Here is a 20,837-nt window from a genome sequence, read left to right on the forward strand (position 1 = left end):
CAGCAGGACCGGACGGGATTGCGCTCCCCTAAGCGCCATTCACGCCCGGCAAGATTATCCCTTTGGGCCAAGCCCTAACTAGAACAGGATTACTCATGTCCTTTGCTTCCCTCGGTCTCTCCGAGGCTTTAGTCCGCGCCATCGAGGCAGCGGGCTATACCGAGCCTACTCCGGTGCAACAGCGGGCCATTCCCGCCGTGTTGCAAGGTCGCGACCTGATGGTTGCGGCTCAGACAGGTACTGGTAAAACCGGCGGCTTCGCCCTCCCGATTCTGGAGCGGTTGTTCCCCAACGGTCACCCGGACAAGTCCCAGCGTCATGGCCCGCGCCAACCGCGCGTACTGGTCCTGACCCCAACCCGCGAACTCGCCGCCCAAGTGCATGACAGCTTCAAGCTGTATGCCCGCGACCTGAAGTTCGTCAGCGCCTGCATCTTCGGCGGCGTCGGCATGAACCCACAGGTTCAGGCCATGTCCCGTGGCGTTGACGTCCTCGTCGCCTGCCCGGGTCGTCTGCTCGACCTGTGCGGCCAAGGCAGCGTCGATTTGTCCCACGTAGAAATCCTCGTGCTGGACGAAGCCGACCGCATGCTCGACATGGGCTTTGTCCATGACGTGAAAAAGGTCCTCGCCCGCCTGCCGGCCAAACGTCAGAACCTGCTGTTCTCGGCAACGTTCTCCAACGACATCACGGCCCTGGCCGGCAAGTTGCTGCACAACCCGGAACGCATCGAAGTCACGCCGCCGAACACCACGGTCGAGCGTATCGAGCAACGCGTGTTCCGCCTGGCCGCCAGCCACAAACGTTCGCTGCTGGCGCACCTGATCACCGCCGGTGCCTGGGAACAGGTGCTGGTGTTCACCCGCACCAAGCACGGCGCCAACCGCCTGGCCGAGTACCTGGACAAGCACGGCCTCACCGCCGTCGCCATCCACGGCAACAAGAGCCAGAACGCGCGCACCAAAGCGCTGGCCGACTTCAAGGCCGGTGAAGTACGCATCATGGTGGCCACCGATATCGCCGCACGCGGCCTGGATATCGACCAACTGCCACACGTGGTCAACTTCGAGCTGCCCAACGTCGACGAAGACTATGTACACCGTATCGGCCGTACCGGCCGCGCCGGTCGTTCGGGCGAAGCCATTTCCCTGGTAGCGCCGGACGAAGAAAAACTGCTGAAAAGCATCGAACGCATGACCAAGCAGAAAATCGCCGACGGCAACCTGATGGGCTTCGATTCCAGCGCCGTTGAGGCCGAGAAGCCTGAAGTGCGGGAGCGTCCGGACGTGCGTAACCCGCGCAACCCACGCGGTCCGAAGGGCGATGGCCCGAACGGCGGTGGTGGCGGTGGTCGTCGCGACAAGGGCAAGGACAAGGGCGGCAAGGAAAAAGCGCCAACCAACGGCCGTGGCGAACGCCCGGCCCGCGAGCAGAAACCCCGTGAAGGCACCCCGGCCCGCGAACAGCGTCAGCCGAGCCAGCCAAGCCAGACCCCACGCGCCAGCGCCGACCGCGCGCCGGACGAGTTCCTCGACGACGATGTGGATAACTTCGGTAACCGCGTCGACTACGTGCCCCAGGCCAAACCGGCCCAGGGTCGCGGCCGTCGTCCAGGCGCTCCGGCTCCGGGCGCTGGCACTGGCGCACCCCGTGGCGGCCAGCCACAGGGCGCGCGCCAGAACGGCCCGCGCAACAGCAGCGGCGGCACCACCGGTACGCCACCGGCCAAGCGCAGCGGCCCGCGTAACGGCGCACCGCGTGATGGTCAGGCGCGTCGCGAAGACTCGCGCAGCAACAACCGCCGCCCAGCCCGTGACGACCAGCCACAGTTGTCCGAGCCAGCGGTGCAAAACCCGCGCGGCGGCCCGGCACCGAAAATCATCCACAAGGAGTCGAAAGCCGACCGCTTCCCGACACCCGAGCAGCTGGATCAGTTGCCAGGCCGTCCTCGTGGTGAAAAACCAGCGCTGCTGACCCGCAACCGCTGATTTTCAAAGCGCCAAAAAAATGCCCCGGATCGTGAGATCCGGGGCATTTTTGTGTAGCGGGCGAAAATTACTTCGCTTTCACACCTTCAAACGTCACGTACAGCTCAACATTGTTGGACGCTGGGCCCAGGTCCATCTGCTTGCCGAAGTCCTGGCGATTGAAGCTGGTGGTGCCTTCAAAACCGGCACGGTAGCCGCCCCATGGATCTTTGCCTTCACCCAGGAAGGTGGCCTTGACAACGATCGGTTTGGTCACGCCGTGAAAGGTCAGGTCGCCGGTCACGTCGGCAGTGACTTGGCCCGCAGCATTTTTACCGGTGGTTTTAACACTGGTGGAGACGAACTTGGCATCGGCAAACTTGCCAACGTCCAGGAAGTCTTTGCTGGAGATGTGCTTGTCACGTTCGGCGTGGTTGGTGAACACGCTGGCGGTACGGACGTTGAACTCAATCTTGCTGTCTTCAGGCTTGGCGGCATCGAAGCTGAACTTGCCGTCCAGGTCCTTGAACGTACCGGTGATGAAGCTGTAGCCCAAGTGGCTGATCTTGAAATCGACGAAGGCGTGCTGGCCTTCTTTGTCGACAACATAGTCAGCGGCCATCACCTGACCTGCGGACAGCAGAGCAGAACCGATTGCCAGAGCGGCGAGTGTCTTTTTCAACATGCTTTCTATTCCTTGTGAGTCGAGGTTGAACATCAGGCTTTGCGCCCCAGCATTCGCGTGAGGGTCGCATCACGATCGATAAAGTGGTGTTTCAACGCGGCTACGCCATGCAAGCCGGCGAAAACCACCAGCACCCAGGCGAGGTACAGATGCACCACGCCTGCGGTGTCTGCCTGGTCCGGCAAACCGGAAACCAAAGCAGGAATCTCAAACAGGCCAAACACCGGGATACCCACACCGTCTGCGGTGGAAATCAGGTAACCGGCAATCATCACGGCAAACAAGCCGACATAAAGGAACGCATGGCCAAAGGCAGCACCGATTCGCGTCAGGCGGCTGTAGCTGGCCAGCGCCGGCGGCGCCGGGCTGATCAGGCGCCAGACAATACGCACCAGCATCACCGCGAACAGCGTAATGCCGATGCTTTTGTGCAGGTCCGGCGCGTCTTTGCGCCACGTGCTGTAGTAGTCGAGACCGACCATCCACAAGCCCAGGGCGAACAGACCAAACACCACCAGGGCCACGCCCCAGTGCAACACCATGCTGACCCAGCCGTAGCGGGCTGGTGAGTTACGTAGCTGCATGTACTTAATCCCGTAAGAACTGTGCCCAAGACTAACGATTTACCTATCGAATTAAAGCGCAAATTTTTGCTTTGAAATATCGAGAAATATGATCATAAGCCTAGGCACGATACGTTAACGAGGGATTAAGACTATTCCCAAGAAACGTGACAGTCCGTCCTATGTTTACCGCGAATTCCCCACAATGGCTTGTGACACGGGCCTCCATTGCATAGGCTTGCGCGATTGTTTCGCCTGCGAAGATGCAGGACCGCTTCGAGGAGATAGACGATGGGCTTGAACAACCAGTGGATGCAACGCGACCTCGCGGTGCTGTGGCATCCCTGCACCCAGATGAAAGACCACCAGCAACTGCCGCTGATCCCGATCAAGCGGGGTGAAGGCGTATGGCTGGAAGACTTCGAAGGCAAGCGCTACCTCGACGCCGTCAGCTCCTGGTGGGTCAACGTATTCGGCCACGCCAACCCGCGCATCAACCAGCGCATCAAAGACCAGGTCGACCAACTGGAACACGTGATCCTCGCCGGCTTCAGCCACCAGCCGGTGATCGAACTGTCCGAGCGCCTGGTGGCGATGACGCCCGCAGGCCTGACCCGGTGCTTCTACGCCGATAACGGCTCGTCATGCATCGAAGTCGCGTTGAAGATGAGCTTTCACTATTGGCTCAACCGTGGCCTGCCGAACAAAAAGCGCTTCGTCACCCTGACCAACAGCTACCACGGCGAAACCATCGCCGCGATGTCGGTGGGCGACGTGCCGCTGTTCACCGAAACCTACAAAGCGCTGCTGCTCGACACCATCAAAGTACCGAGCCCGGATTGCTACCTGCGCCCCGAGGGCATGAGCTGGGAAGAACACTCGCGCAACATGTTCCTGGCCATGGAACAGACCCTCGCCGACAACCACGACACGGTCGCCGCCGTGATCGTCGAACCGCTGATCCAGGGCGCCGGCGGCATGCGCATGTACCACCCGGTGTACCTCAAGCTGCTGCGCGAAGCCTGCGACCGCTACGGCGTACACCTGATCCATGACGAAATCGCGGTGGGTTTCGGCCGCACCGGCAGCATGTTCGCCTGTGAACAGGCCGGCATCCGCCCGGACTTCCTGTGCCTATCCAAAGCCCTCACCGGCGGCTACCTGCCGCTGGCGGCGGTGGTCACTACCGAAGACGTCTACAGCGCCTTCTACGACGACTACAACACCCTGCGCGCCTTCCTGCATTCCCACAGCTACACCGGCAACCCGCTGGCGTGCGCGGCGGCCCTGGCGACCCTGGATATTTTCGAAGAAGACAACGTCATCGAAAACAACAAGGCCCTGGCCCAGCGCATGGCCACGGCCACCGCACACCTGGTGGACCACCCCCACGTGTCGGAAGTGCGCCAGACCGGTATGGTGCTGGCCATCGAGATGGTCCAGGACAAAGCCACCAAAACCGCCTATCCGTGGCAGGAACGCCGTGGCCTGAAGGTGTTCGAACACGCCCTGGAGCGCGGTGCGCTGCTGCGGCCGTTGGGCAGCGTGGTGTATTTCCTGCCGCCGTATGTGATTACGCCGGAGCAGATCGACTTTTTGGCGGAAGTGGCCAGCGAAGGGATCGATATCGCCACCAACAGCAAGGTGAGCGTTGCCGTGCCCAAAGACTTCCACCCAGGCTTTCGCGATCCAGGTTGATTTGCCCTTCAAGCGTTGTATTTTTTCCAGAGAACAGACATGAGACTGTCCCGCTTTTTCACCGACACCCCGCTGAGCCTCGGCGATCACGAATTGCCTGAAGCCCAGGCGCATTACATCAGCCGCGTGCTGCGCATGGGCGAAGGCGATGCCGTGCAACTGTTCGACGGTTCCGGCCAGGAATTTCGCGGCACGTTGCTGGAGGTCGGAAAAAAACGCGTCAGCGTGCAACTGACCGAGCAATTCGCCGGGCAGACCGAATCGCCGCTGCACATTCACCTCGGCCAGGGCCTGTCCCGGGGCGAGCGGATGGATTGGGCGATCCAGAAAGCCACCGAACTGGGCGTCAACGCCATCACGCCGATTTTCAGCGAGCGCTGCGAAGTGCGCCTCAAGGACGAACGCGCCGACAAACGCCTGCTGCACTGGCGCCAGGTGGCGATCAGTGCCTGCGAGCAATGCGGGCGTTCGACGGTGCCGGTGATTCACCCGCCGCTGTTACTCGCCGATTGGCTGAAGCAGACCGAGGCGGACCTGAAGCTGGTGCTGCACCCGGTCGCCGAGCCGATGATCAGCCATGCCAAGCCGTCGAGCCTGGCCTTTCTGATCGGCCCCGAGGGCGGCTTGACCGATCCTGAAATCGACACCGCCCAAGGCGCCGGCTTCCATGCCGCCCGCCTCGGCCCGCGCGTGTTGCGCACCGAAACCGCACCGGTCGTCGCGCTGTCGGTCGCCCAACAACTGTGGGGCGACTTCTGACCAACCCGAGGAGAGGGTTTATTCCACCGGATCGCTCACTGGCGTAGCAAAGATCGCCTTCAACTCGGCGCTCATCGGAAACTCCAGGTTCAGGCCCTTCGGTGGGATCGGCTGTTCAAACCAGCGCCGGTAAATCCCATCGATCTCGCCGGTGCGGTACAGATCGCCCAAGGTGTCGTTGACCACCGCGAGAAACTGCGGATCGTCCTTGCGCACCATGCAACTGTAGATCTCCCGCGACTGCTCCTCGCCCACCACCACCCAACGATGCGGATCCTTGGCCTTGGCGCGCTCACCGTAGAGCAACGCATCGTCCATATAGAACGCGGCTGCGCGGCCGGTCTCAAGCATCTTGAAGGCTTCGCCGTGGTCCTTGGCGCTGATCACCGACAGGTTGCCGTTGTGCTCGGCGTTGTAACTTTTGAGAAAGCGTTCGTTGGTGGTGCCGGCGGTCGTCACCACGTTCTTGCCCTTGAGGTCGGCGAAGCCTTGGATGCCGCTGTCTTTCGCCGTCAGCAGTTGCCCTTTCACGTAGATAAACCCGTAGGAAAACGCCACCTGCTTCTGCCGCTCGGCGGTCACCCCGGTAGAGCCGCACTCCAGGTCGACGGTGCCGTTCTGCACCAGCGGGATGCGGGTTTGGGAGGTCACCAGGGTGTACTTCACCGCGAGGTTCGCCCCCCCGGTTTTCTGCTGGATGCGTTCGACAATCTTGTTGGCCAGGTCCACCGAATAGCCCATGGGCTTGCCGCTCTGGTCGCCCACGTAGGAAAACGGCACCGATGCATCGCGATAACCCAAGGTAATGGACCTGGCGCTGGCGATCTTGCTCAACGTGCCGTCCAGTGCGGCGTCTGTCGCCTGAACCGGTGTGCCGAACAAAAGCCCCAGGGTGCAGGCGGTCAACAGGATTTTTTTCATTGTTATTCTCCGTTGGTTCTCGGGTGATGACGATTCAAGCGGCGCGAGGCGCCAGGCCCTGCATATCTATCGATGGAACGTGCTCGCCGATCAGTTCGGCCAGCAGTTGGCCGCTGCCGCAGGCCAAGGTAAAACCGAGCGCGCCATGGCCCAGGTTCAGCCACAGGTTGCGATACACGCTGGCGCCGATCAGCGGCACCCCGGTCGGCGTGGCGGGACGCATACCGGCCCATTCGACCGCGTGGGCATAGTCGCCAGCCAGGGGGAGTGTCTCGACCGCCTGGCGTTTGATCAACGCGAGCCGCTTAGGCTCAAGGCCGGCGTCGAAGCCGACGATATCGACCATCGCCGCCACCCGCAATTGCTCGCCAATCCGGGCGTACACAATCTTGTGATCGTAGTCGGTGATGCTCACATTCGGCGCCCGATGCTGCGCGCCAATCGGCACGCTCAGGCTGTAGCCCTTGAGCGGATACAGCGGCAGCGATAACCCCGGCAACCCCAACCCAGCGCTGCGATGCCCGGCGGCAAGGACCAGTTGCTCGACCGGCATCACATCCTCACCCAACTCGATCGCCTGCACCGCACCGGCGCCATGCCGAATCGCGGTGACCTTGCGCCCCAGCAAGAAGCGGCAACGCCCCGACGCTTGCAACCGCGCCGCCAGGCGTTGGCAGAAAGCGTGACAATCGGCCACTTCCTCGTTCGGCGTGTAGATCCCGCCGACAAACCCACCGCTCGCCAGCGCCGGCTCCAGGCGGGCGCAGTCGGCAGCCGAGAGCACCTGCTGTTGCAGGATGTCCGTGACCTTGCGACGCGCATGCTCGAAGGTCTCGGCGTTGCGAAACGTCACCAGCTTGCCGTTACGCCGCCAGTCGAAACCGTCCAGGCGGTCATCCTCGCGCCATTGCTGCAAGGTGGCCTGGCTCAGCGACGCCAAACGCAGCAAGTGGGCGGCATTGCGCTGGTTCACCGAACCCCGGCAGGCGCCGAGGAAAGCCGCCATCCAGCGCCATTGCTGCGGGTCGAGGCGCGGGCGCAGCTTCAATGGCGAATCACCGCGCAGCAGCCAGCCAAGCGCTTGCAGCGGCACCCCGGCATCGGCCAACGGCGCGACGTAGCGATACGACAACTGCCCACCGTTGGCGAAACTGGTTTCGCAGCCCAAGGTGTCGCGCGCGTCGATCAGCGTCACGTCATGCCCGGCGCGCACCAGCGCGTAGGCGCTCGTCAGGCCGATGACCCCACCACCGATGATACAAACCTGCCTGGCCATTCCCGCTCCTCGCCGTTGAATAAGAGGGCTCAAGCGTAGGGGCAGGTGACAGGCCAGCGACAATGAATAAAGATGGGCCACCTATAAACAAAGGTTATGGACTCGCCATGCGCTTGCGTCATATCGAAATCTTCCAGGCCATCCGTCAGACCGGCTCCATCAGCGCCGCTGCGCAATTGCTGCATGTCTCGCAACCGGCGGTGAGCAAAGTGTTGCAGCACGCCGAGTTGCAACTGGGCTTCCCGCTGTTTCTGCGCGTGCGCGGCAAATTGCAGCCCACGCCGGAAGCCCTGGCGTTGGAACACGAAGTCGAGAAAGTCAGCGAAAGCCTGCAAGGCGTAAGGCGCCTGGCCAAGAGTCTGCGCCGTGCGCCTGCGCAAAGTGTGCGGATCGGTGCGATCCCGGCGCTGGCGCTGTCGTTGCTGCCACCGGCGATTCTGCAGTGGCAACGCGCTTACCCGGACATTGCCTGCGAGCTGTCCAGCGACCATAGCCGCGAGTTGGTGCAGAAGCTGTTGATGCGCGAAATCGACCTGGCGCTGACCCTCAACTTCGCCGGCCACCCGGGGCTCACGACCCAAGTGCTGGCCAACGGAGCCTTGGTCGCGTTGGCGTCCAAGGGCTATTGGACCGAGGCGCAAACCCGCAAGCCGCTGCCGTTGGCGGAACTGGCGGGAGCGCCGTTGATTGGCCTGTCCAGCGCCGACCCCTTGGCGGCAAAGCTCGACAGCTACCTGGAAAAAGTCGACCCGCCGCCACGGGTGAGCCTCTCGGTGCAGACCTACGCCCTGGCCCGCGCGATGGTCGAATCCGGCGCCGGCCTGACCGTCATCGACCCCTTCACCGCCCTCGGCGCGTCGACGGCGACCACCCGCATCCGCACGCTCACGCCGCCGCTGCCGATCACCCTGTACGCCCTGACCCGCGCCAACGAACCGCCGCCGCACATGCTGGCCAACCTGCTGCAGATCTTCGGTGAGCGTGCACGGGAGCTGCTCGAACGCCTGTGAGAACACCGAGGACCATGTGGGAGGGGGCTTGCCCCCGATGGCGGTGGTTCAGCCAGCTTATTTGCCAACTGACACACCGCCATCGGGGGCAAGCCCCCTCCCACATTTTTTAGACCGCGTTGCCCGTTAGAGCACGTAGTGCATGATCGCCACGAAATGCAGCAAACTGCCGCCGATCACAAACAAATGCCAGATCCCATGGGAATGCCGCAGGCGATCCTCCAGGGCAAAAAAGATGATGCCAACGGTGTACAACACGCCGCCCGCCGCCAGCCAGATAAACCCCGCCGTGCCCAGCGCGGCAATCAGCGGCTTGACCGCCACCAGCACGATCCAACCCATCACCGCGTAGATCACGATCGACAGAATCCGCGCCTCGGAACGCGGCTTGATCTCCTGCAGAATGCCGATCACCGCCAGCCCCCACACGATCCCGAACAGCGTCCAGCCCCACGGTCCTCTTAAACTGACCAGGCAAAACGGCGTGTAACTGCCGGCGATCAACAGGTAGATCGAAAAGTGATCGACCTTCTGCATGATCGCTTTTCGCCGCCCCTGCACGCTGTGATACACCGTCGACGCGCTGTACAGCACCATCAGCGTAAAGCCATAAATTGCCACGCTGACGATCTTCCAGGGGCTGCCATCCAGGCTCGCCACCACCAACATCCACACGGCGCCCACACACGCCGCGACTGCGCCGAGCAAATGGCTCCAGGCGTTGAATCGTTCCCCGTGGTACATCTGTCACTGACCCCCTGTAACCGTTAACCGCTGCCTGACAAGCGTCCCGCCTTGCGCATAAGAGTGCAAGGGCCTTATGACGTTCCGGCGACGCCGCGCGGTTTTGCGGGCACAATCGGCCGTATTCGAACAAGAGCCACGGCCATGCTGATCGACGAAGAGTTCACCCTCAAAAAGCTGGAAATCTTCCTGGCGTTCATGCGCACCGGCAACCTGGCCCGCGCCGCCGCCGAGCTGCAAACCAGCAACGTCAGCGTACACCGCGCCATCCATTCCCTGGAAAACGCCCTGCGCTGCCCGCTGTTCAAGCATGAAGGCCGCAACCTCACCCCGCTGGAAAGCGCCTACGTGCTCGAAGAACGCGCGCAAAAACTGATAGCCGACGTGATCGACAGCGTGCGTCTGACCCGCGAAGCCGCCGGCTTCTCCGCCGAACGCTTCAAGCTCGGCTCGCTGTATTCGCTGACGGTGAAAACCGTGCCGCAACTGATCATGGGCCTGAAAATCCGCCGCAGCGAACTCAACATCGACCTGATCCTCGGCTCCAACTTCGACCTGCTGTACAAGCTCAAAAACATGGAAGTCGACGCGATCCTCATCTCCCTCGACGAACAGGCCAACGATCCCGACTGTGCGCAGATTGCGCTGTTCTCCGACGACATCTTCCTCGCCACGCCCGCCGATTCGCCCTTCGACCGCGAGCAGCAAATCGACCTGGCCGACGTGCGCGATGCCACGTTCATCACCCTCACCCAGGGCTTCGCCACTCATCAGGATGGCAACCGCGTGTTCAAGCAAGCGGGGTTCGAACCGAAGGTGGCGATGCAGGTCAATGACATCTTCACGCTGCTGAGCATGGTCAGTTCGGGGGTGGGTTATGCGCTGCTGCCGGGAAGGATTGCGGCGGTGTATGAGAACCGCGTGAAGCTGATACCGCTGCAACCCAGGTATCGATTGCAGCAGCATATCGGGGTGGTGTTCTTGAAGGCCAAGGAGCGCGACCCGAATTTGCTGGCGTTGTTGGCGGAGTGTCGGATGTATGCCAACCGGCAGGTGACAGTCTGACAGACCGCTATCGGGGGCAAGCCCCCTCCCACATTGAAATGCATTCCAAATGTGGGAGGGGGCTTGCCCCCGATAGCGCCAGACCAATCACCGCAAATCCCAAAGTCAGCCGACCAACCCACGCACAATAAAGTACAGCAACGAAGGCCCGAGCAAACACCCAAGCCCGGTGTGGAACGTCGCGGTCAGCGCGCCATACGGCACCAGGCGCCGATCCGTCGCCGCCAGCCCTGCCGTCACGCCACTCACCGTACCGGCCAGCCCACCGAACACCATCGCCGAACGCGGGTTATCCAACCCCATCCAACGCGCCGCGACCGGTGTGCCGACCATCACCAGAATCGCCTTGATCAGGCCGGTGGCGATCGACAGCGCCATCACATCCGAGGTCGCGCCAATCGCCGCGCCGGTCACCGGGCCGACGATGTACGTCACGGCGCCAGCGCCAATGGTGGTCATGCTGATTGCATCGCGATAACCAAACACCCAGGCCAGGCTCGCACCGACGATAAACGGCAGGATCGTGCCCAGCAGCAGCGCAATCACACCGATCATCCCGGCCTTGCGCGCTTCGGTGGCTTGCACTTCAAACGCAGTGGCAACGATGGCGAAGTCGCGCAGCATCGCGCCGCCCATCAGGCCGATGCCGGAGAACAGCGATAGATCCGCCAGGCCTTTTTGCCCGCCGGTCATGGTGCCGCCAACCCAGGCCAGCACCAGGCCGATCACGATGGCAATCGCCGAGCCGTGAACGCGCCCGAACGTCAGACGCTTGGACAGCACCACAGAAATCCACATCACCACGCCCACGAAGGCAAATGCAGTGACCAGACCGTTATGCTCCAAGCCTTTTTCGATGAGATCCCACATATCAGCGGCCTCCCACGACAGGTGTCGGCGTGATCAGCGGCTCTTCATCGGGCAACGGTTCGCCCTTGTGCGTGCGGCTGATCAACGCGATGGTGCATCCACACACCACCACCGAACCGATGGCCGCGAGCACCGCGACCGGGCCGCCGTGCAGGGCGGTGACCACGTTTTGTTGCGCGGCCATCGCCACTACCACAGGGATGTACATGGCGCCCCAGAAGCCGACGCCCATTTCGCAGTCCTTGGTCATACCGCCGCGTTTTTGCATCCACAGCCGCGCGCAGATCAGCAGGATCATCGCGATACCCACCCCGCCCACGTTGGATTTAACGCCGAGCAATACGCCAAGCATGTCACCCATGATCACGCCCGCGAGCGTGCAGATCGCCAGCAATGCCACACCGTAAATAATCATTATTGTTGTCCTCAAAGTGCTCGATCGAATTTTTGTTGTTGTGCTTCGAAAGCCTTGGGTAGTGCTTTATCGGTGGCGGCGGTCCTCCTCTTCCAGCAGGGCCTGCAAGGTGTCCAGGCGCGCACCTTCGCAGGCGATCACCGTGCCTTGTTCGAACACGCGGCGTGACAAGCCGGTGAGTACGGCGCCGGGGGGCAGTTCGATTTGCAGGCGCACGCCGCGCTCATAGGCGCTTTGCACGGTGCCGCGCCAGTCGACGACGCGGCACATGTTGAAGGCCAGGTCGTCGCGCAACTGCGCAGGGTCGCGGATCGGCCGCGCCCGTGTGCTGCTCAGGTAGGTGATGCGCGGAGCCTTGAGCGTGACAAACGCCTCAGCCAGCGTCTGGGCCGACCGCTGCAGCAGCGCGCAATGGGACGGCACGCTGACGGCCAGACGCTTGGCGATGCCGTTGCCTTTGACGCGCTGGGCGACGCGCTGCATCGCTTCATCGCTGCCGGCGATCACCGTCTGGTTATCGGCGTTGATATTGGCCAGATACACCGGGGTTTCGGGGCGATGGATTTCGGCCAGCAGGGTTTCGACAGTGGATAAGTCCGGGCCGATCAGGGCGGTCATGCCGTAGCCCTGTGGATAAGCCTGCTGCATCAATTCGCCACGCAGGCTGACCAGTCTGACCGCGTCGGCAAAGTCCAGGGCTCCGGCAATGACCGCCGCCGGGTAAGCGCCGATGGACAAGCCCGCCACATAATCCGGCGTGCGCTCCAGCAGACGCGCATGGGCCACGCCCGCGATCAACAGACACAACTGCACGGCGCGGGTACTGGCCAAGGCCCGCGCCGAATCGAGTTGGCGAACGTCTTCACCCAAGGCCGCGCTGGCTTCGTCCAGCACCGGCGCGGGCACATGCTCAAGCATGCCGGGGCGTTGCGCGCCCTGCCCCGGAAACACCAGCAGGCTGCTCATATCAGCGCCTGCCAAGGATCAATCACCAGATGCGCACCGCTGGCGGCTTTGAGCAGCACGCGGCGTGATGAGCCCGCCCATTCGCGCAAGGCGACGGCGCCAAACGGGGTTTGCAGTTGCAGGTCCACAACGCAGGCTGCCGCGTCCAGGATCGCCAGCAAGTCCCCGGCGTCGCGTCGTTCAAGCGGCTCTGGGGTACGCAGGATCAAATCCAGATCGCTGCTGTCATGCAGCGCTTCAATGCCCGTGGCCAATTCAAAACCCGCACTGCCGCTGACGCCCCAGTCCTTCTGCGCCAGCACTGGCCGCAGTTGAGCGAGGGCGCGCAATGCCGGTAAATCGCGTGGCGAGATCACCTCGCGCAACGCTTCCGGCATCACCCGCCGTTGCACCAGCGCCAGCGGCATTTCGGCGGCGAAACGCTGCTCGCGCAAACGCCCACGCACGCCGACCGCCACATGACCCGGTTGCGCAATGGCGCGGCGAACCACCACCGGCTGCCCGGCACCGAGCGCCGCCAGCACCCAGGCCGGCGCATCGGCAGGGGCATGCGCCGGGGTCATGCCCCAGAGCAAGTCGTGAGCGTTCACCATTGCGCCCGCAGCAGTTGGCGGACATGGCTGGAGGCAGCACGGTTGGTGGCGCCGAGGCGACCGCTCAAATCACGGCCATCGACATCCTTGATCGCATTGACCAGGCAATCGCTGACCCGCGCCACATCGTCCTTCGTCGGCTGTTCAATCTGGCTGACCGACAGGGTCTCCCAGAGCAAACCGAGGCTGGCATAACTGTCGATGTCATAGGCCATCGGCGGCACGCTGGCGGCCAGGGCTTCGAGCTCTTCGACGCTGCGCAGGGTCACCCGCGCCGCCGAGGCCTTGCCCATGGCGTGCACCATCACGCCGGGGTCGCGCAGGGCGATCAAGCGATTGGCCTGGTAACCGTGGGCGAGGAACGCACCGGACATGGCCTTGCCCACCAACAACCCGATCACCGGGTGCCCGGCCAGACGGGCGCGGGCGTAGCTGTCGACGGCAGCCGCCAGGGCTTGATGGATGCCGAGGGCTTCTTCGCGACGGCCGTAGGCTTGGCTCGGCACATCGACGATGGCGATCAGTGGGCGTTTGTCGCCCGTCGCGATGGCTTCATCCACGGCTTTGGCCAAGCCCCAGCCTTCGAGCAAGCCGACTTCGCCGTTGCGTGCGCGGGGGAAGCGGTTTTGCGCGTCGGGGACCACGGCGATAAAGCGCACCTGGTGTTCACCCAATACGCCATCGGCGACTTTCAGCGAGTTCGGCAACCCTTCCACGGGTTGGGCGCCGGCACTCAATGCGTTGAACCACTGCAAACCTCTCATGAGCGTTCTCCCTGATACAGATCGCGAACCGTCGCCGGGTCGATTTGCGGTTCGGCGTCCAGTTCAGCCAGGCGTGCCAGGTAGAAGTCGGCGCGGCGGCTGCGTTGTTGGGCGGGCAAGCCGAGCTGCAACAACGCGCTGACAGTCTGCTGAATCTGCTCGACATCGTCTGCCACGTAACGGTCGGCCAAGCCGCTGTTGAAGCGTTGCTCGCCGCCGGTCAGGCTCCAGATAAAGGGCCGGTCGCGCGAATCGTATTCGTCCAGGCCGGCTTCCTGCTCGATCACCTGCGGACCGTTCAGGCCCAGGCGCGCTTCGCGGGTCACCAGCAGATAGCTGCACAGCCCGGCGGCGATGGACATGCCGCCAAAGCAACCGACGCTGCCCGCCACCACAGCGATCACCGGCTGATACTGGCGCAGATCGACAATCGCGGCGTGAATATCGGCAATCGCCGCCAGGCCCAGGTTGGCTTCCTGCAGGCGCACGCCGCCGGTTTCCAGCAGCAGCACGGCGCAGGTCGGGATGCCGTTGCGGTTGTCTTCGGCCGCCAGCTCAAGGGCGCCGGCGATTTTTGCGCCGCCGACTTCACCGAGGCTGCCGCCCTGGAAGTTGCCTTCGATCGCGGCGATCACCACCGGCTTGCCGGCGATGTTGCCTTTGGCGATCACCACACCGTCGTCGGCCTGGGGCACCACGCCCTGACGGCCGAGCCAGGGCGACATGACTCGCTGAAACGGGTCGATCAGTTCACGGTAAGAGCCCGCGTCCAACAAGGCCTTGGCCCGCTGCCGTGCGCCCAGTTCGACGAAGCTGTGTTTGCTGAGCAAGTCAGTCATGGCCGATCTCCTCGAAGCCCTGCTCCAGGCGCAGACGCACCACGCCGGGGGTGGCGCCGAAGTCGTGGATATCAATGTGCAAGGCTGGCGGCGTCTGCTCCAGAAAGATCCGCTCGAACAGGTGCTGCCAGCGTTGTTCGGCGCCATTCACCGAGGTCTGCACCTGAATGGTCAGGATGCCGGGCGTGCCCGGTTCCAGCAGCACTTCGAGGTCGCCCGAACCGACACACCCCACCAGCGCGCGACCTTTGGGCGGCTGCCCGGCGGGGAATTCAAAGGATAAAGTTTCCATCAAAACGCTCCGTCGAGGCGGTCGATAAACAGGCAGGCGGCCAACAGGTCGGCGGCACCACCGGGGGAGGCATTCAGGGCCAATAGCTGTTGATCGAGTTCGTGCAGGTGGCGGCGCCCCGCAAGGGTCGCGCTGCCGCCGGCGTCGAGCACCGCTTGCGCGCCGTGTTGCATGGCGTGCAGGCCCGCAGTGCCGGCGCGGTAGAGCACGCAGGTGTCGGCCAGGTCGGTCATGATCGCGAGCAACGCATCCAGGCGTGCGTTCTGCTCACCGGCCTGTTGCTGGCGGCTTTTGTGCAGTTGCGGCAGGCCGCGTTGCAGCACCGAAGGGAAACCCAGTTGGGCTTCTTCACGCGCACCGCGTGCGCCGTAACGTTGCGCCACCTGCGCGCCGTGGCTCATGGGTTGCGGGGCATGGCGATCGTTGAGCAGGGCCAGTTTTGCCGCGTTTAAGGTCACGGCATTCGGGCTGCAGGATTGCCGCTCCAGTGCCGCTGCGGCGGTGAGTAAGCCGATGGCCCAGATCGCACCGCGATGGGTGTTCACACCGTGGGTGGTGACAAGCATCGCCTGCTCACCGTCGCGACCGATGCGGCCGAGGGCTTCGCGCAGGGGCAAGCCGACTTCGCCGATGTCGAGGGCGGCTTCGGCCATTGTCTTGAACATCGGCCACAAGGACAGCGCCGAGGCGTGCATCAGGCCCAGGTGCAAGTCGCGGTGGGCGCCGTTGCCACGGCGGTCCACCAGGGCCGGTTTGGGCGACAGGTCGGCTTCGTCGATCAGCGCGTCGACGGCCAGGTCCGCCAGGCGTTCGGCGAGGCTGAGTTCGTGCAGTTTGAGGGCGCGCATTTACCAGCTCCTGAACTTGGAGGGCGGGTTGTACAAACCACCGGACCACTCCACCAGATCAGCCACGCTCTTGGCGGCCAACAACTCGCGGGTGGCGTCGGTGCGGCGGATGCCGAGGTCTTCGGGCAAGGCAATCAGGCCTTCACGGCGCATGCGTGCGGTGTCCTTGGGGTTATGGCGCAGGCCGATGGCGGTCACCCCGGCGACGGCGGCGATCATCGCCTGGCGCTCTTCCAGGGAGCGCGCCTTGTACAGGTAGGCGATGCCTTCTTCGGTGAGCAAGTGGGTGACGTCGTCGCCGTAGATCATGATCGGCGCCAGGGGCATGCCGCTTTTGCGCGCCACTTCCACCGCGTCAAGGGTGTTGACGAAGGTCGGTTTGCCGCCTTCCTGGAACGTCTCGACCATTTGCACCACGAGCTTTTTGCCGCGCTCCAAGAGTGCTTCGGGGGCGTCCTCGTGACGCATATCGAGCCAAGCCGGGGTGCCATGGCGGCGACCGCGCGGGTCGTGGCCCATGTTCGGCGCGCCGCCAAACCCGGCGAGGCGGCCACGGGTGACCGTGGAGGAATGCCCGTCGCCGTCCACTTGCAGGGTGGCGCCGATAAACAGGTCCACCGCGTATTGGCCGGCGAGTTGGCAGAACATCCGGTTGGAGCGCATGGAACCGTCGCGGCCGGTGAAGAACACATCCGGGCGGGCGGCGATGTAATTCTCCATGCCCAGCTCGGTGCCGAAACAATGCACGCTTTGCACCCAGCCGCTTTCGATGGCGGGAATCAGCGTGGGGTGCGGGTTGAGGGTCCAGTTGCGGCAGATCTTGCCCTTCAGGCCCAGGGATTCGCCGTAGGTGGGCAGGATCAATTCGATGGCGGCAGTGTTGAAACCGATGCCGTGGTTGAGCGACTGCACGTTGTGCTTTTCGTAGATGCCACGGATCGCCATCATCGCCATCAGCACATGCACCGGCTTGATGTGGCGCGGGTCGCGGGTGAACAGCGGTTCGATGTAGAACGGCTTGTCGGCCACCACCACGAAGTCGACCCAACTGGCCGGGATGTCGACGCGGGGCAAATCGGTGACGTCGTCCACCAACTGATTGACCTGCACGATGACGATGCCGTCGCTGAACGCGGCGGGTTCGATCAACGCCGGGGTGTCTTCGGTACTGGCGCCGGTGTAGATGTTACCGGCGCGGTCGGCCATGAACCCGGCGGAGAGCACGACGTTCGGGATCAGGTCCACCACCAGCCGGGCATAGAGTTCGATGTAGGTGTGGATCGCGCCGATTTCCAGCAGGCCGTCTTCCAGCAACTGGCTGATGCGCAGGGATTGGGTGCCGGCGAAGGAGAAGTCGAGCTTGCGTGCGATGCCCTTCTCAAACAGATCCAGGTGCTCGGACCGGCCGACACTGGGCATGATCATGTGCAAATCGTGGAGCTTGGCCGGGTCGGTCTTGGCCAGGGAGCGCGAGAGGAAATCCGCCTGCTTCTGGTTATTGCCTTCCAGCACCACGCGGTCGCCGGGGAGGATCAGGGCTTCGAGGGCCTCGACGATTTTGTCGCTGGGCAGCACGGCCCCATCCGCGTACTGCTTGACCAGCCCGAGCCGCCGCTGCTTTTCATCGCGCCGCCGCGTCCAGCGCGAGTCGGGGGTAATTATTGTTGTCATGGTCGCTCCACGGGTTTGCTGTCGTGGGCTGTACCTTAGGAGTGATTCAGGGGGGCATCAATCAAGCTGGGCGGCGGATCGTTACGGCTGGAGTAATGAATCGGCAACAAACACGGGGTTAAGCCTAATGGGGAGCAACATGCCCCCCAAAGCAGCCCACGGTGCTACTCGAAGCGAGGTAAATGCGGAACCACAATCGGCTTTTTCGCACTCACCCATGCGTCGAACCCTCCGGTGATCGATGTTACGTGCAGGTAGCCCATATCAAGCAGCGATACAGCCGCGAGCGCAGCGCGACCACCTGTTTTGCAGTACAGCACGACCTTGAGGTCTCGCGAACTGAGCGCGGTATCGTTGGTCAGTTTAAATTCCAGCATTCCGCGCGAAGCATGCACAGCGCCCGATATATGACCTGCGGCATACTCGTCGGCTTCACGTACATCAATCAGTACATCCGCATTCTGGATAGCCAGGTCAACGTCTTCGATGGCAACTTCTTCGATACGGGCTTTAGCATCTACTACAAGATCGTGGGCAGTTTTAATCATGGTATTTGGGAGCGTCCAGTTGGGAGAGTGGCCCGACGTTCAAAGCGGCGCCGCAACACCTGCGCGGCGCCCATCGGTATTAATCATGTGGTCTGCCATCTCGGAAAACATGCGCTGCAGCTTCGCATTCAGGGCTGCGTCATCCACCTGCTCGTTGATTGCCTGACGCATGCACAGCATCCATTCGTCGCGCTCGACAACACTGACTGCAAAAGGCGCATGTCGCATGCGCAAACGAGGGTGGCCACGTTCCTGATGGAACAGTGGCGGGCCGCCAAGCCAGCCACTCAGGAACTTGAATAGACTGTCGGCGCTGCCGGCGAGACTCGGAGGGTGCATCTGACGCACTATTCGCGCCTCGGCCAGCACCTCCATCAGTTCGTAAAAACGGTCGACCAGTTTATGGATACCCGCCTCTCCCCCTAACTGGAGATAAGTACTGGTGGTGTTCTTATGTGCGGTACTCAATAGTTCAGTCATATCGTCAGCACTCAATGTTGGAACTTTATCCCGCCGGCAAGCGCATGCGTCACCCAGCACTGCCATTGGCAGATGACGCCGCCGTCGCTTATCGGAACGGGCCATGACCAGGCAGTTAGCACGCGCCATGCCAAGAGCGGAAATGTGTTTTTTATTGATTGATAACAAATACTTAAATATTCGAGCAGGAAGATGGCAGATGCGTTGGCAGCTACATACTCTGCCAATCGGCGATGACGGCAGTGGTTGGCAGTCAGGGGTCGGGCTGAGCATCCAGAGCAACCGGTCATTGAGCGTTTTGCGCGGATTGATTGAGCTCTGAAGACGAGCGCTAACCTGTGTGGGAGGGGGCTTGCCCCGATGGCAGTGGCTCAGTTACAGATACTGAGACTGACACACCGCCATCGGGGGCAAGCCCCCTCCCACATTTGTTCGGTGGTGTCTTTTAAATAGTGGTTCCCAAAAGGGAGTGATCAGTCGCTGTTTGGGAACGCTTCACGATGCTGGAGAAGGGCTGACTTGCTCCAGCGCTCCGTCGACCAGCAGCTGCCCCAACGCCGCCATTTGCTGGATTCCGAGCATGATTGCGCGCTGCGAGCGACACGTTCATGCAGGGCGCAAAATATTGCAGGAAGAATCCGAACGCTGGCTCATCACAACGCCATCACCACCTTGACCGCTCCAAGACCTTCGAGGGCGTAGCTGTTGTACTCATACACGCCCCCCTGAATATCCAACCGAAGCACGCCCTCATGCTCACTTACTTGCACATCGGGTTCTTTGGTTTTCAGAAATGGATGAGCCGACACCAACGCTGTGAGTATTTCCTGATCACTCCCCAGGTCCTTATGAACGTAGTACCTGTAGGAAAAGCCCACCGTCGCACCACCCTGCCCATCCCGTGCGCCGTAGATCGAGGTGCCGTTGCCCAAGGAATGTTTCAACACCACCTCATCCAGATCCGGTGTCCCGGGCGACATGATCCAACTGCCCGCGATATAGATCAGGCAGACAGTGAGTAGACCATTGCACAGAACGCGCATGAGGTGCGGCATTAACGGTACGGCCATGTGCCGGTCCTTGTTGGCAGTGAGGGGCGCTGAAATTAGCATCCCACTCAGGCCAGAAAACCTGCCCAATCAAAGTAAAGAAATTGCCTATATAAACAACATCCCATTCCGACAGAAGCTTACTCCCGATGGCGGTGGTTCAGTTACAGAGGCTGAGACTGACACACCGCCATCGGGGGCAAGCCCCCTCCCACATTTGTTCGGTGGTGTCTTTTAAATAGTGGTTCCCAAAAGGGAGTGATCAGTCGCTGTTTGGGAACGCATTCACAAGGTTGGAAAAGCGCACGCGACACGTTCATGCAGGGCGCAAAGTCTTGCAGGAAGAATCCGAAGGCCACCCACAACACTCAAGACAAAACAGCTTTCTGTGATGAGCAGGCTTGTCTGTAGTTAGCAGGCCCATCACACAGAATATTCCGACAGGTCTTTCAGGTTGTTGCTCGGAACTCGCCTCTCTAGCCTTTTCCGTCCGAATCTTGCCACGGGCAGACAAGAGGTTTCGATATGGGTATGCATACCCCCCTCACCCAGGTGAAATTCTGCTTGAGGACGTGGTCCCCGCCCTGGGCATCACAATCACCGAAATGGCACGACGCCTTGGCTTCGCCCGTGAGACGTTCTCAAGGATATTGCATGGTCATGCCCCGGTCAGTCCGGATCTGGCCGTCAGGTTGGAACGAGCCGGCGTGAGCACCGCGCAGCTTTGGTTATCGATGCAAAGTGCCTGCGACTTGTGGCAGGCCGAGCATCGGGAGCAACCGGTAATTTGATTGAGCTCTGAAGACGAGCGCTA

General features: G+C 62.2%; 24 protein-coding genes and 1 pseudogene. 7 read left to right on the forward strand and 18 right to left on the reverse strand.

Annotated elements, in window-relative coordinates:
• Positions 1-95: 95 nt before the first annotated feature.
• Positions 96-1,988, forward strand: a complete 1,893-nt coding sequence (gene rhlE2, locus U5A08_RS27600) for an RNA helicase RhlE2 (RefSeq protein ID WP_321849344.1) — start codon at positions 96-98, stop codon at positions 1,986-1,988.
• A 67-nt stretch (positions 1,989-2,055) separates the two neighbouring features.
• Here the strand turns inward: rhlE2 and U5A08_RS27605 are convergent, their stop codons facing one another.
• On the reverse strand, positions 2,056-2,652 hold the full coding sequence (locus tag U5A08_RS27605; RefSeq protein ID WP_247407210.1) for a YceI family protein: 597 nt from the start codon (positions 2,650-2,652) through the stop codon (positions 2,056-2,058).
• A 32-nt stretch (positions 2,653-2,684) separates the two neighbouring features.
• Complete coding sequence (locus tag U5A08_RS27610; protein ID WP_253399869.1) at positions 2,685-3,236, reverse strand: cytochrome b; 552 nt, start codon at positions 3,234-3,236, stop codon at positions 2,685-2,687.
• Between the two features lie 270 nt (positions 3,237-3,506).
• Here U5A08_RS27610 and U5A08_RS27615 point away from each other — a divergent pair, with 270 nt between their 5' ends.
• Positions 3,507-4,913 (forward strand): adenosylmethionine--8-amino-7-oxononanoate transaminase, encoded by a 1,407-nt coding sequence (locus U5A08_RS27615; protein ID WP_321849346.1) that lies wholly within the window; start codon positions 3,507-3,509, stop codon positions 4,911-4,913.
• Between the two features lie 39 nt (positions 4,914-4,952).
• On the forward strand, positions 4,953-5,672 hold the full coding sequence (locus tag U5A08_RS27620; protein WP_321849348.1) for a 16S rRNA (uracil(1498)-N(3))-methyltransferase: 720 nt from the start codon (positions 4,953-4,955) through the stop codon (positions 5,670-5,672).
• An 18-nt stretch (positions 5,673-5,690) separates the two neighbouring features.
• Here the strand turns inward: U5A08_RS27620 and U5A08_RS27625 are convergent, their stop codons facing one another.
• Complete coding sequence (locus U5A08_RS27625) at positions 5,691-6,593, reverse strand: transporter substrate-binding domain-containing protein (RefSeq protein ID WP_253399872.1); 903 nt, start codon at positions 6,591-6,593, stop codon at positions 5,691-5,693.
• Between the two features lie 34 nt (positions 6,594-6,627).
• Positions 6,628-7,869: a D-amino acid dehydrogenase gene (locus tag U5A08_RS27630; protein WP_321849350.1), complete on the reverse strand. Its 1,242-nt coding sequence runs from the start codon at positions 7,867-7,869 to the stop codon at positions 6,628-6,630.
• Positions 7,870-7,976: 107 nt separating this feature from the next.
• Between U5A08_RS27630 and U5A08_RS27635 the strand changes: the two genes are divergently transcribed.
• Positions 7,977-8,879 carry a LysR family transcriptional regulator gene (locus U5A08_RS27635; protein WP_253399874.1) on the forward strand — a complete coding sequence of 301 codons (903 nt, stop codon included), beginning with the start codon at positions 7,977-7,979 and terminating at the stop codon, positions 8,877-8,879.
• A gap of 126 nt (positions 8,880-9,005) precedes the next feature.
• Here the strand turns inward: U5A08_RS27635 and trhA are convergent, their stop codons facing one another.
• Positions 9,006-9,623 carry a PAQR family membrane homeostasis protein TrhA gene (gene trhA / locus U5A08_RS27640; protein ID WP_253399876.1) on the reverse strand — a complete coding sequence of 206 codons (618 nt, stop codon included), beginning with the start codon at positions 9,621-9,623 and terminating at the stop codon, positions 9,006-9,008.
• A 144-nt stretch (positions 9,624-9,767) separates the two neighbouring features.
• Here trhA and U5A08_RS27645 point away from each other — a divergent pair, with 144 nt between their 5' ends.
• Positions 9,768-10,688, forward strand: coding sequence for a LysR family transcriptional regulator (locus U5A08_RS27645; RefSeq protein ID WP_253399878.1), 921 nt, complete (start codon positions 9,768-9,770; stop codon positions 10,686-10,688).
• Positions 10,689-10,793: 105 nt separating this feature from the next.
• On the opposite strand, the gene madM is transcribed toward U5A08_RS27645, so the two are convergent.
• The 11 genes from madM to U5A08_RS27700 form a co-directional block, all read right to left on the reverse strand.
• Positions 10,794-11,558 carry a malonate transporter subunit MadM gene (madM, locus tag U5A08_RS27650; protein ID WP_253399880.1) on the reverse strand — a complete coding sequence of 255 codons (765 nt, stop codon included), beginning with the start codon at positions 11,556-11,558 and terminating at the stop codon, positions 10,794-10,796.
• A gap of 1 nt (position 11,559) precedes the next feature.
• Positions 11,560-11,973 carry a malonate transporter subunit MadL gene (gene madL, locus U5A08_RS27655; protein WP_064454526.1) on the reverse strand — a complete coding sequence of 138 codons (414 nt, stop codon included), beginning with the start codon at positions 11,971-11,973 and terminating at the stop codon, positions 11,560-11,562.
• A gap of 66 nt (positions 11,974-12,039) precedes the next feature.
• Complete coding sequence (mdcH, locus tag U5A08_RS27660; protein WP_321849356.1) at positions 12,040-12,939, reverse strand: malonate decarboxylase subunit epsilon; 900 nt, start codon at positions 12,937-12,939, stop codon at positions 12,040-12,042.
• Complete coding sequence (locus U5A08_RS27665; protein ID WP_321849359.1) at positions 12,936-13,532, reverse strand: malonate decarboxylase holo-ACP synthase; 597 nt, start codon at positions 13,530-13,532, stop codon at positions 12,936-12,938. The genes mdcH and U5A08_RS27665 overlap by 4 nt, the downstream gene beginning before the upstream one ends.
• Positions 13,526-14,296: a biotin-independent malonate decarboxylase subunit gamma gene (gene mdcE / locus U5A08_RS27670; protein ID WP_321849361.1), complete on the reverse strand. Its 771-nt coding sequence runs from the start codon at positions 14,294-14,296 to the stop codon at positions 13,526-13,528. Before mdcE ends, U5A08_RS27665 begins: the two co-directional genes overlap by 7 nt.
• Positions 14,293-15,135, reverse strand: a complete 843-nt coding sequence (locus tag U5A08_RS27675) for a biotin-independent malonate decarboxylase subunit beta (RefSeq protein ID WP_321849363.1) — start codon at positions 15,133-15,135, stop codon at positions 14,293-14,295. Before U5A08_RS27675 ends, mdcE begins: the two co-directional genes overlap by 4 nt.
• Complete coding sequence (locus tag U5A08_RS27680; RefSeq protein WP_253399891.1) at positions 15,128-15,427, reverse strand: malonate decarboxylase subunit delta; 300 nt, start codon at positions 15,425-15,427, stop codon at positions 15,128-15,130. Before U5A08_RS27680 ends, U5A08_RS27675 begins: the two co-directional genes overlap by 8 nt.
• On the reverse strand, positions 15,427-16,275 hold the full coding sequence (locus tag U5A08_RS27685; protein ID WP_321849364.1) for a triphosphoribosyl-dephospho-CoA synthase: 849 nt from the start codon (positions 16,273-16,275) through the stop codon (positions 15,427-15,429). The genes U5A08_RS27680 and U5A08_RS27685 overlap by 1 nt, the downstream gene beginning before the upstream one ends.
• Positions 16,276-17,946 (reverse strand): malonate decarboxylase subunit alpha, encoded by a 1,671-nt coding sequence (mdcA, locus tag U5A08_RS27690; RefSeq protein ID WP_321849365.1) that lies wholly within the window; start codon positions 17,944-17,946, stop codon positions 16,276-16,278.
• A gap of 164 nt (positions 17,947-18,110) precedes the next feature.
• A complete protein-coding gene (locus U5A08_RS27695; RefSeq protein ID WP_321852289.1) occupies positions 18,111-18,491 on the reverse strand; it encodes a rhodanese-like domain-containing protein in 381 nt (126 codons plus the stop codon).
• A gap of 42 nt (positions 18,492-18,533) precedes the next feature.
• The gene (locus U5A08_RS27700; RefSeq protein WP_321849366.1) at positions 18,534-18,974 is read right to left on the reverse strand and encodes a group II truncated hemoglobin; all 441 of its coding nucleotides are present in this window, start codon (positions 18,972-18,974) and stop codon (positions 18,534-18,536) included.
• Between the two features lie 103 nt (positions 18,975-19,077).
• Between U5A08_RS27700 and U5A08_RS27705 the strand changes: the two genes are divergently transcribed.
• Complete coding sequence (locus U5A08_RS27705; protein ID WP_253399899.1) at positions 19,078-19,296, forward strand: hypothetical protein; 219 nt, start codon at positions 19,078-19,080, stop codon at positions 19,294-19,296.
• Positions 19,297-19,469: 173 nt separating this feature from the next.
• Here U5A08_RS27705 and U5A08_RS29995 read toward each other — a convergent pair.
• Both U5A08_RS29995 and U5A08_RS27710 read right to left on the reverse strand, forming a co-directional pair.
• Positions 19,470-19,571 (reverse strand): annotated as a pseudogene (locus U5A08_RS29995) (DUF6124 family protein); the annotation flags it as partial.
• A gap of 56 nt (positions 19,572-19,627) precedes the next feature.
• Entirely contained in the window at positions 19,628-20,044 is a 417-nt protein-coding gene (locus U5A08_RS27710) for a hypothetical protein (protein WP_321849368.1), read from the reverse strand.
• 476 nt (positions 20,045-20,520) lie between these two features.
• Between U5A08_RS27710 and U5A08_RS27715 the strand changes: the two genes are divergently transcribed.
• A complete protein-coding gene (locus U5A08_RS27715) occupies positions 20,521-20,814 on the forward strand; it encodes a HigA family addiction module antitoxin (protein WP_321852290.1) in 294 nt (97 codons plus the stop codon).
• The last annotated feature ends 23 nt before the right edge of the window (positions 20,815-20,837 follow it).

The sequence above is a fragment of the Pseudomonas paraveronii genome, assembly GCF_963681955.1.
In the GTDB taxonomy this organism is placed as follows: domain Bacteria; phylum Pseudomonadota; class Gammaproteobacteria; order Pseudomonadales; family Pseudomonadaceae; genus Aquipseudomonas; species Aquipseudomonas paraveronii.

Excerpts from the sequence above, each read along its gene's own strand:
- rhlE2 (WP_321849344.1), top strand. The coding sequence starts at position 96 with ATGTCCTTTGCTTCCCTCGGTCTCTCCGAGGCTTTAGTCCGCGCCATC.
- U5A08_RS27605 (WP_247407210.1), bottom strand. The coding sequence starts at position 2,652 with ATGTTGAAAAAGACACTCGCCGCTCTGGCAATCGGTTCTGCTCTGCTG.
- U5A08_RS27610 (WP_253399869.1), bottom strand. The coding sequence starts at position 3,236 with ATGCAGCTACGTAACTCACCAGCCCGCTACGGCTGGGTCAGCATGGTG.
- U5A08_RS27615 (WP_321849346.1), top strand. The coding sequence starts at position 3,507 with ATGGGCTTGAACAACCAGTGGATGCAACGCGACCTCGCGGTGCTGTGG.
- U5A08_RS27620 (WP_321849348.1), top strand. The coding sequence starts at position 4,953 with ATGAGACTGTCCCGCTTTTTCACCGACACCCCGCTGAGCCTCGGCGAT.
- U5A08_RS27625 (WP_253399872.1), bottom strand. The coding sequence starts at position 6,593 with ATGAAAAAAATCCTGTTGACCGCCTGCACCCTGGGGCTTTTGTTCGGC.
- U5A08_RS27630 (WP_321849350.1), bottom strand. The coding sequence starts at position 7,869 with ATGGCCAGGCAGGTTTGTATCATCGGTGGTGGGGTCATCGGCCTGACG.
- U5A08_RS27635 (WP_253399874.1), top strand. The coding sequence starts at position 7,977 with ATGCGCTTGCGTCATATCGAAATCTTCCAGGCCATCCGTCAGACCGGC.
- trhA (WP_253399876.1), bottom strand. The coding sequence starts at position 9,623 with ATGTACCACGGGGAACGATTCAACGCCTGGAGCCATTTGCTCGGCGCA.
- U5A08_RS27645 (WP_253399878.1), top strand. The coding sequence starts at position 9,768 with ATGCTGATCGACGAAGAGTTCACCCTCAAAAAGCTGGAAATCTTCCTG.
- madM (WP_253399880.1), bottom strand. The coding sequence starts at position 11,558 with ATGTGGGATCTCATCGAAAAAGGCTTGGAGCATAACGGTCTGGTCACT.
- madL (WP_064454526.1), bottom strand. The coding sequence starts at position 11,973 with ATGATTATTTACGGTGTGGCATTGCTGGCGATCTGCACGCTCGCGGGC.
- mdcH (WP_321849356.1), bottom strand. The coding sequence starts at position 12,939 with ATGAGCAGCCTGCTGGTGTTTCCGGGGCAGGGCGCGCAACGCCCCGGC.
- U5A08_RS27665 (WP_321849359.1), bottom strand. The coding sequence starts at position 13,532 with ATGGTGAACGCTCACGACTTGCTCTGGGGCATGACCCCGGCGCATGCC.
- mdcE (WP_321849361.1), bottom strand. The coding sequence starts at position 14,296 with ATGAGAGGTTTGCAGTGGTTCAACGCATTGAGTGCCGGCGCCCAACCC.
- U5A08_RS27675 (WP_321849363.1), bottom strand. The coding sequence starts at position 15,135 with ATGACTGACTTGCTCAGCAAACACAGCTTCGTCGAACTGGGCGCACGG.
- U5A08_RS27680 (WP_253399891.1), bottom strand. The coding sequence starts at position 15,427 with ATGGAAACTTTATCCTTTGAATTCCCCGCCGGGCAGCCGCCCAAAGGT.
- U5A08_RS27685 (WP_321849364.1), bottom strand. The coding sequence starts at position 16,275 with ATGCGCGCCCTCAAACTGCACGAACTCAGCCTCGCCGAACGCCTGGCG.
- mdcA (WP_321849365.1), bottom strand. The coding sequence starts at position 17,946 with ATGACAACAATAATTACCCCCGACTCGCGCTGGACGCGGCGGCGCGAT.
- U5A08_RS27700 (WP_321849366.1), bottom strand. The coding sequence starts at position 18,974 with ATGACTGAACTATTGAGTACCGCACATAAGAACACCACCAGTACTTAT.
- U5A08_RS27705 (WP_253399899.1), top strand. The coding sequence starts at position 19,078 with ATGACCAGGCAGTTAGCACGCGCCATGCCAAGAGCGGAAATGTGTTTT.
- U5A08_RS27710 (WP_321849368.1), bottom strand. The coding sequence starts at position 20,044 with ATGGCCGTACCGTTAATGCCGCACCTCATGCGCGTTCTGTGCAATGGT.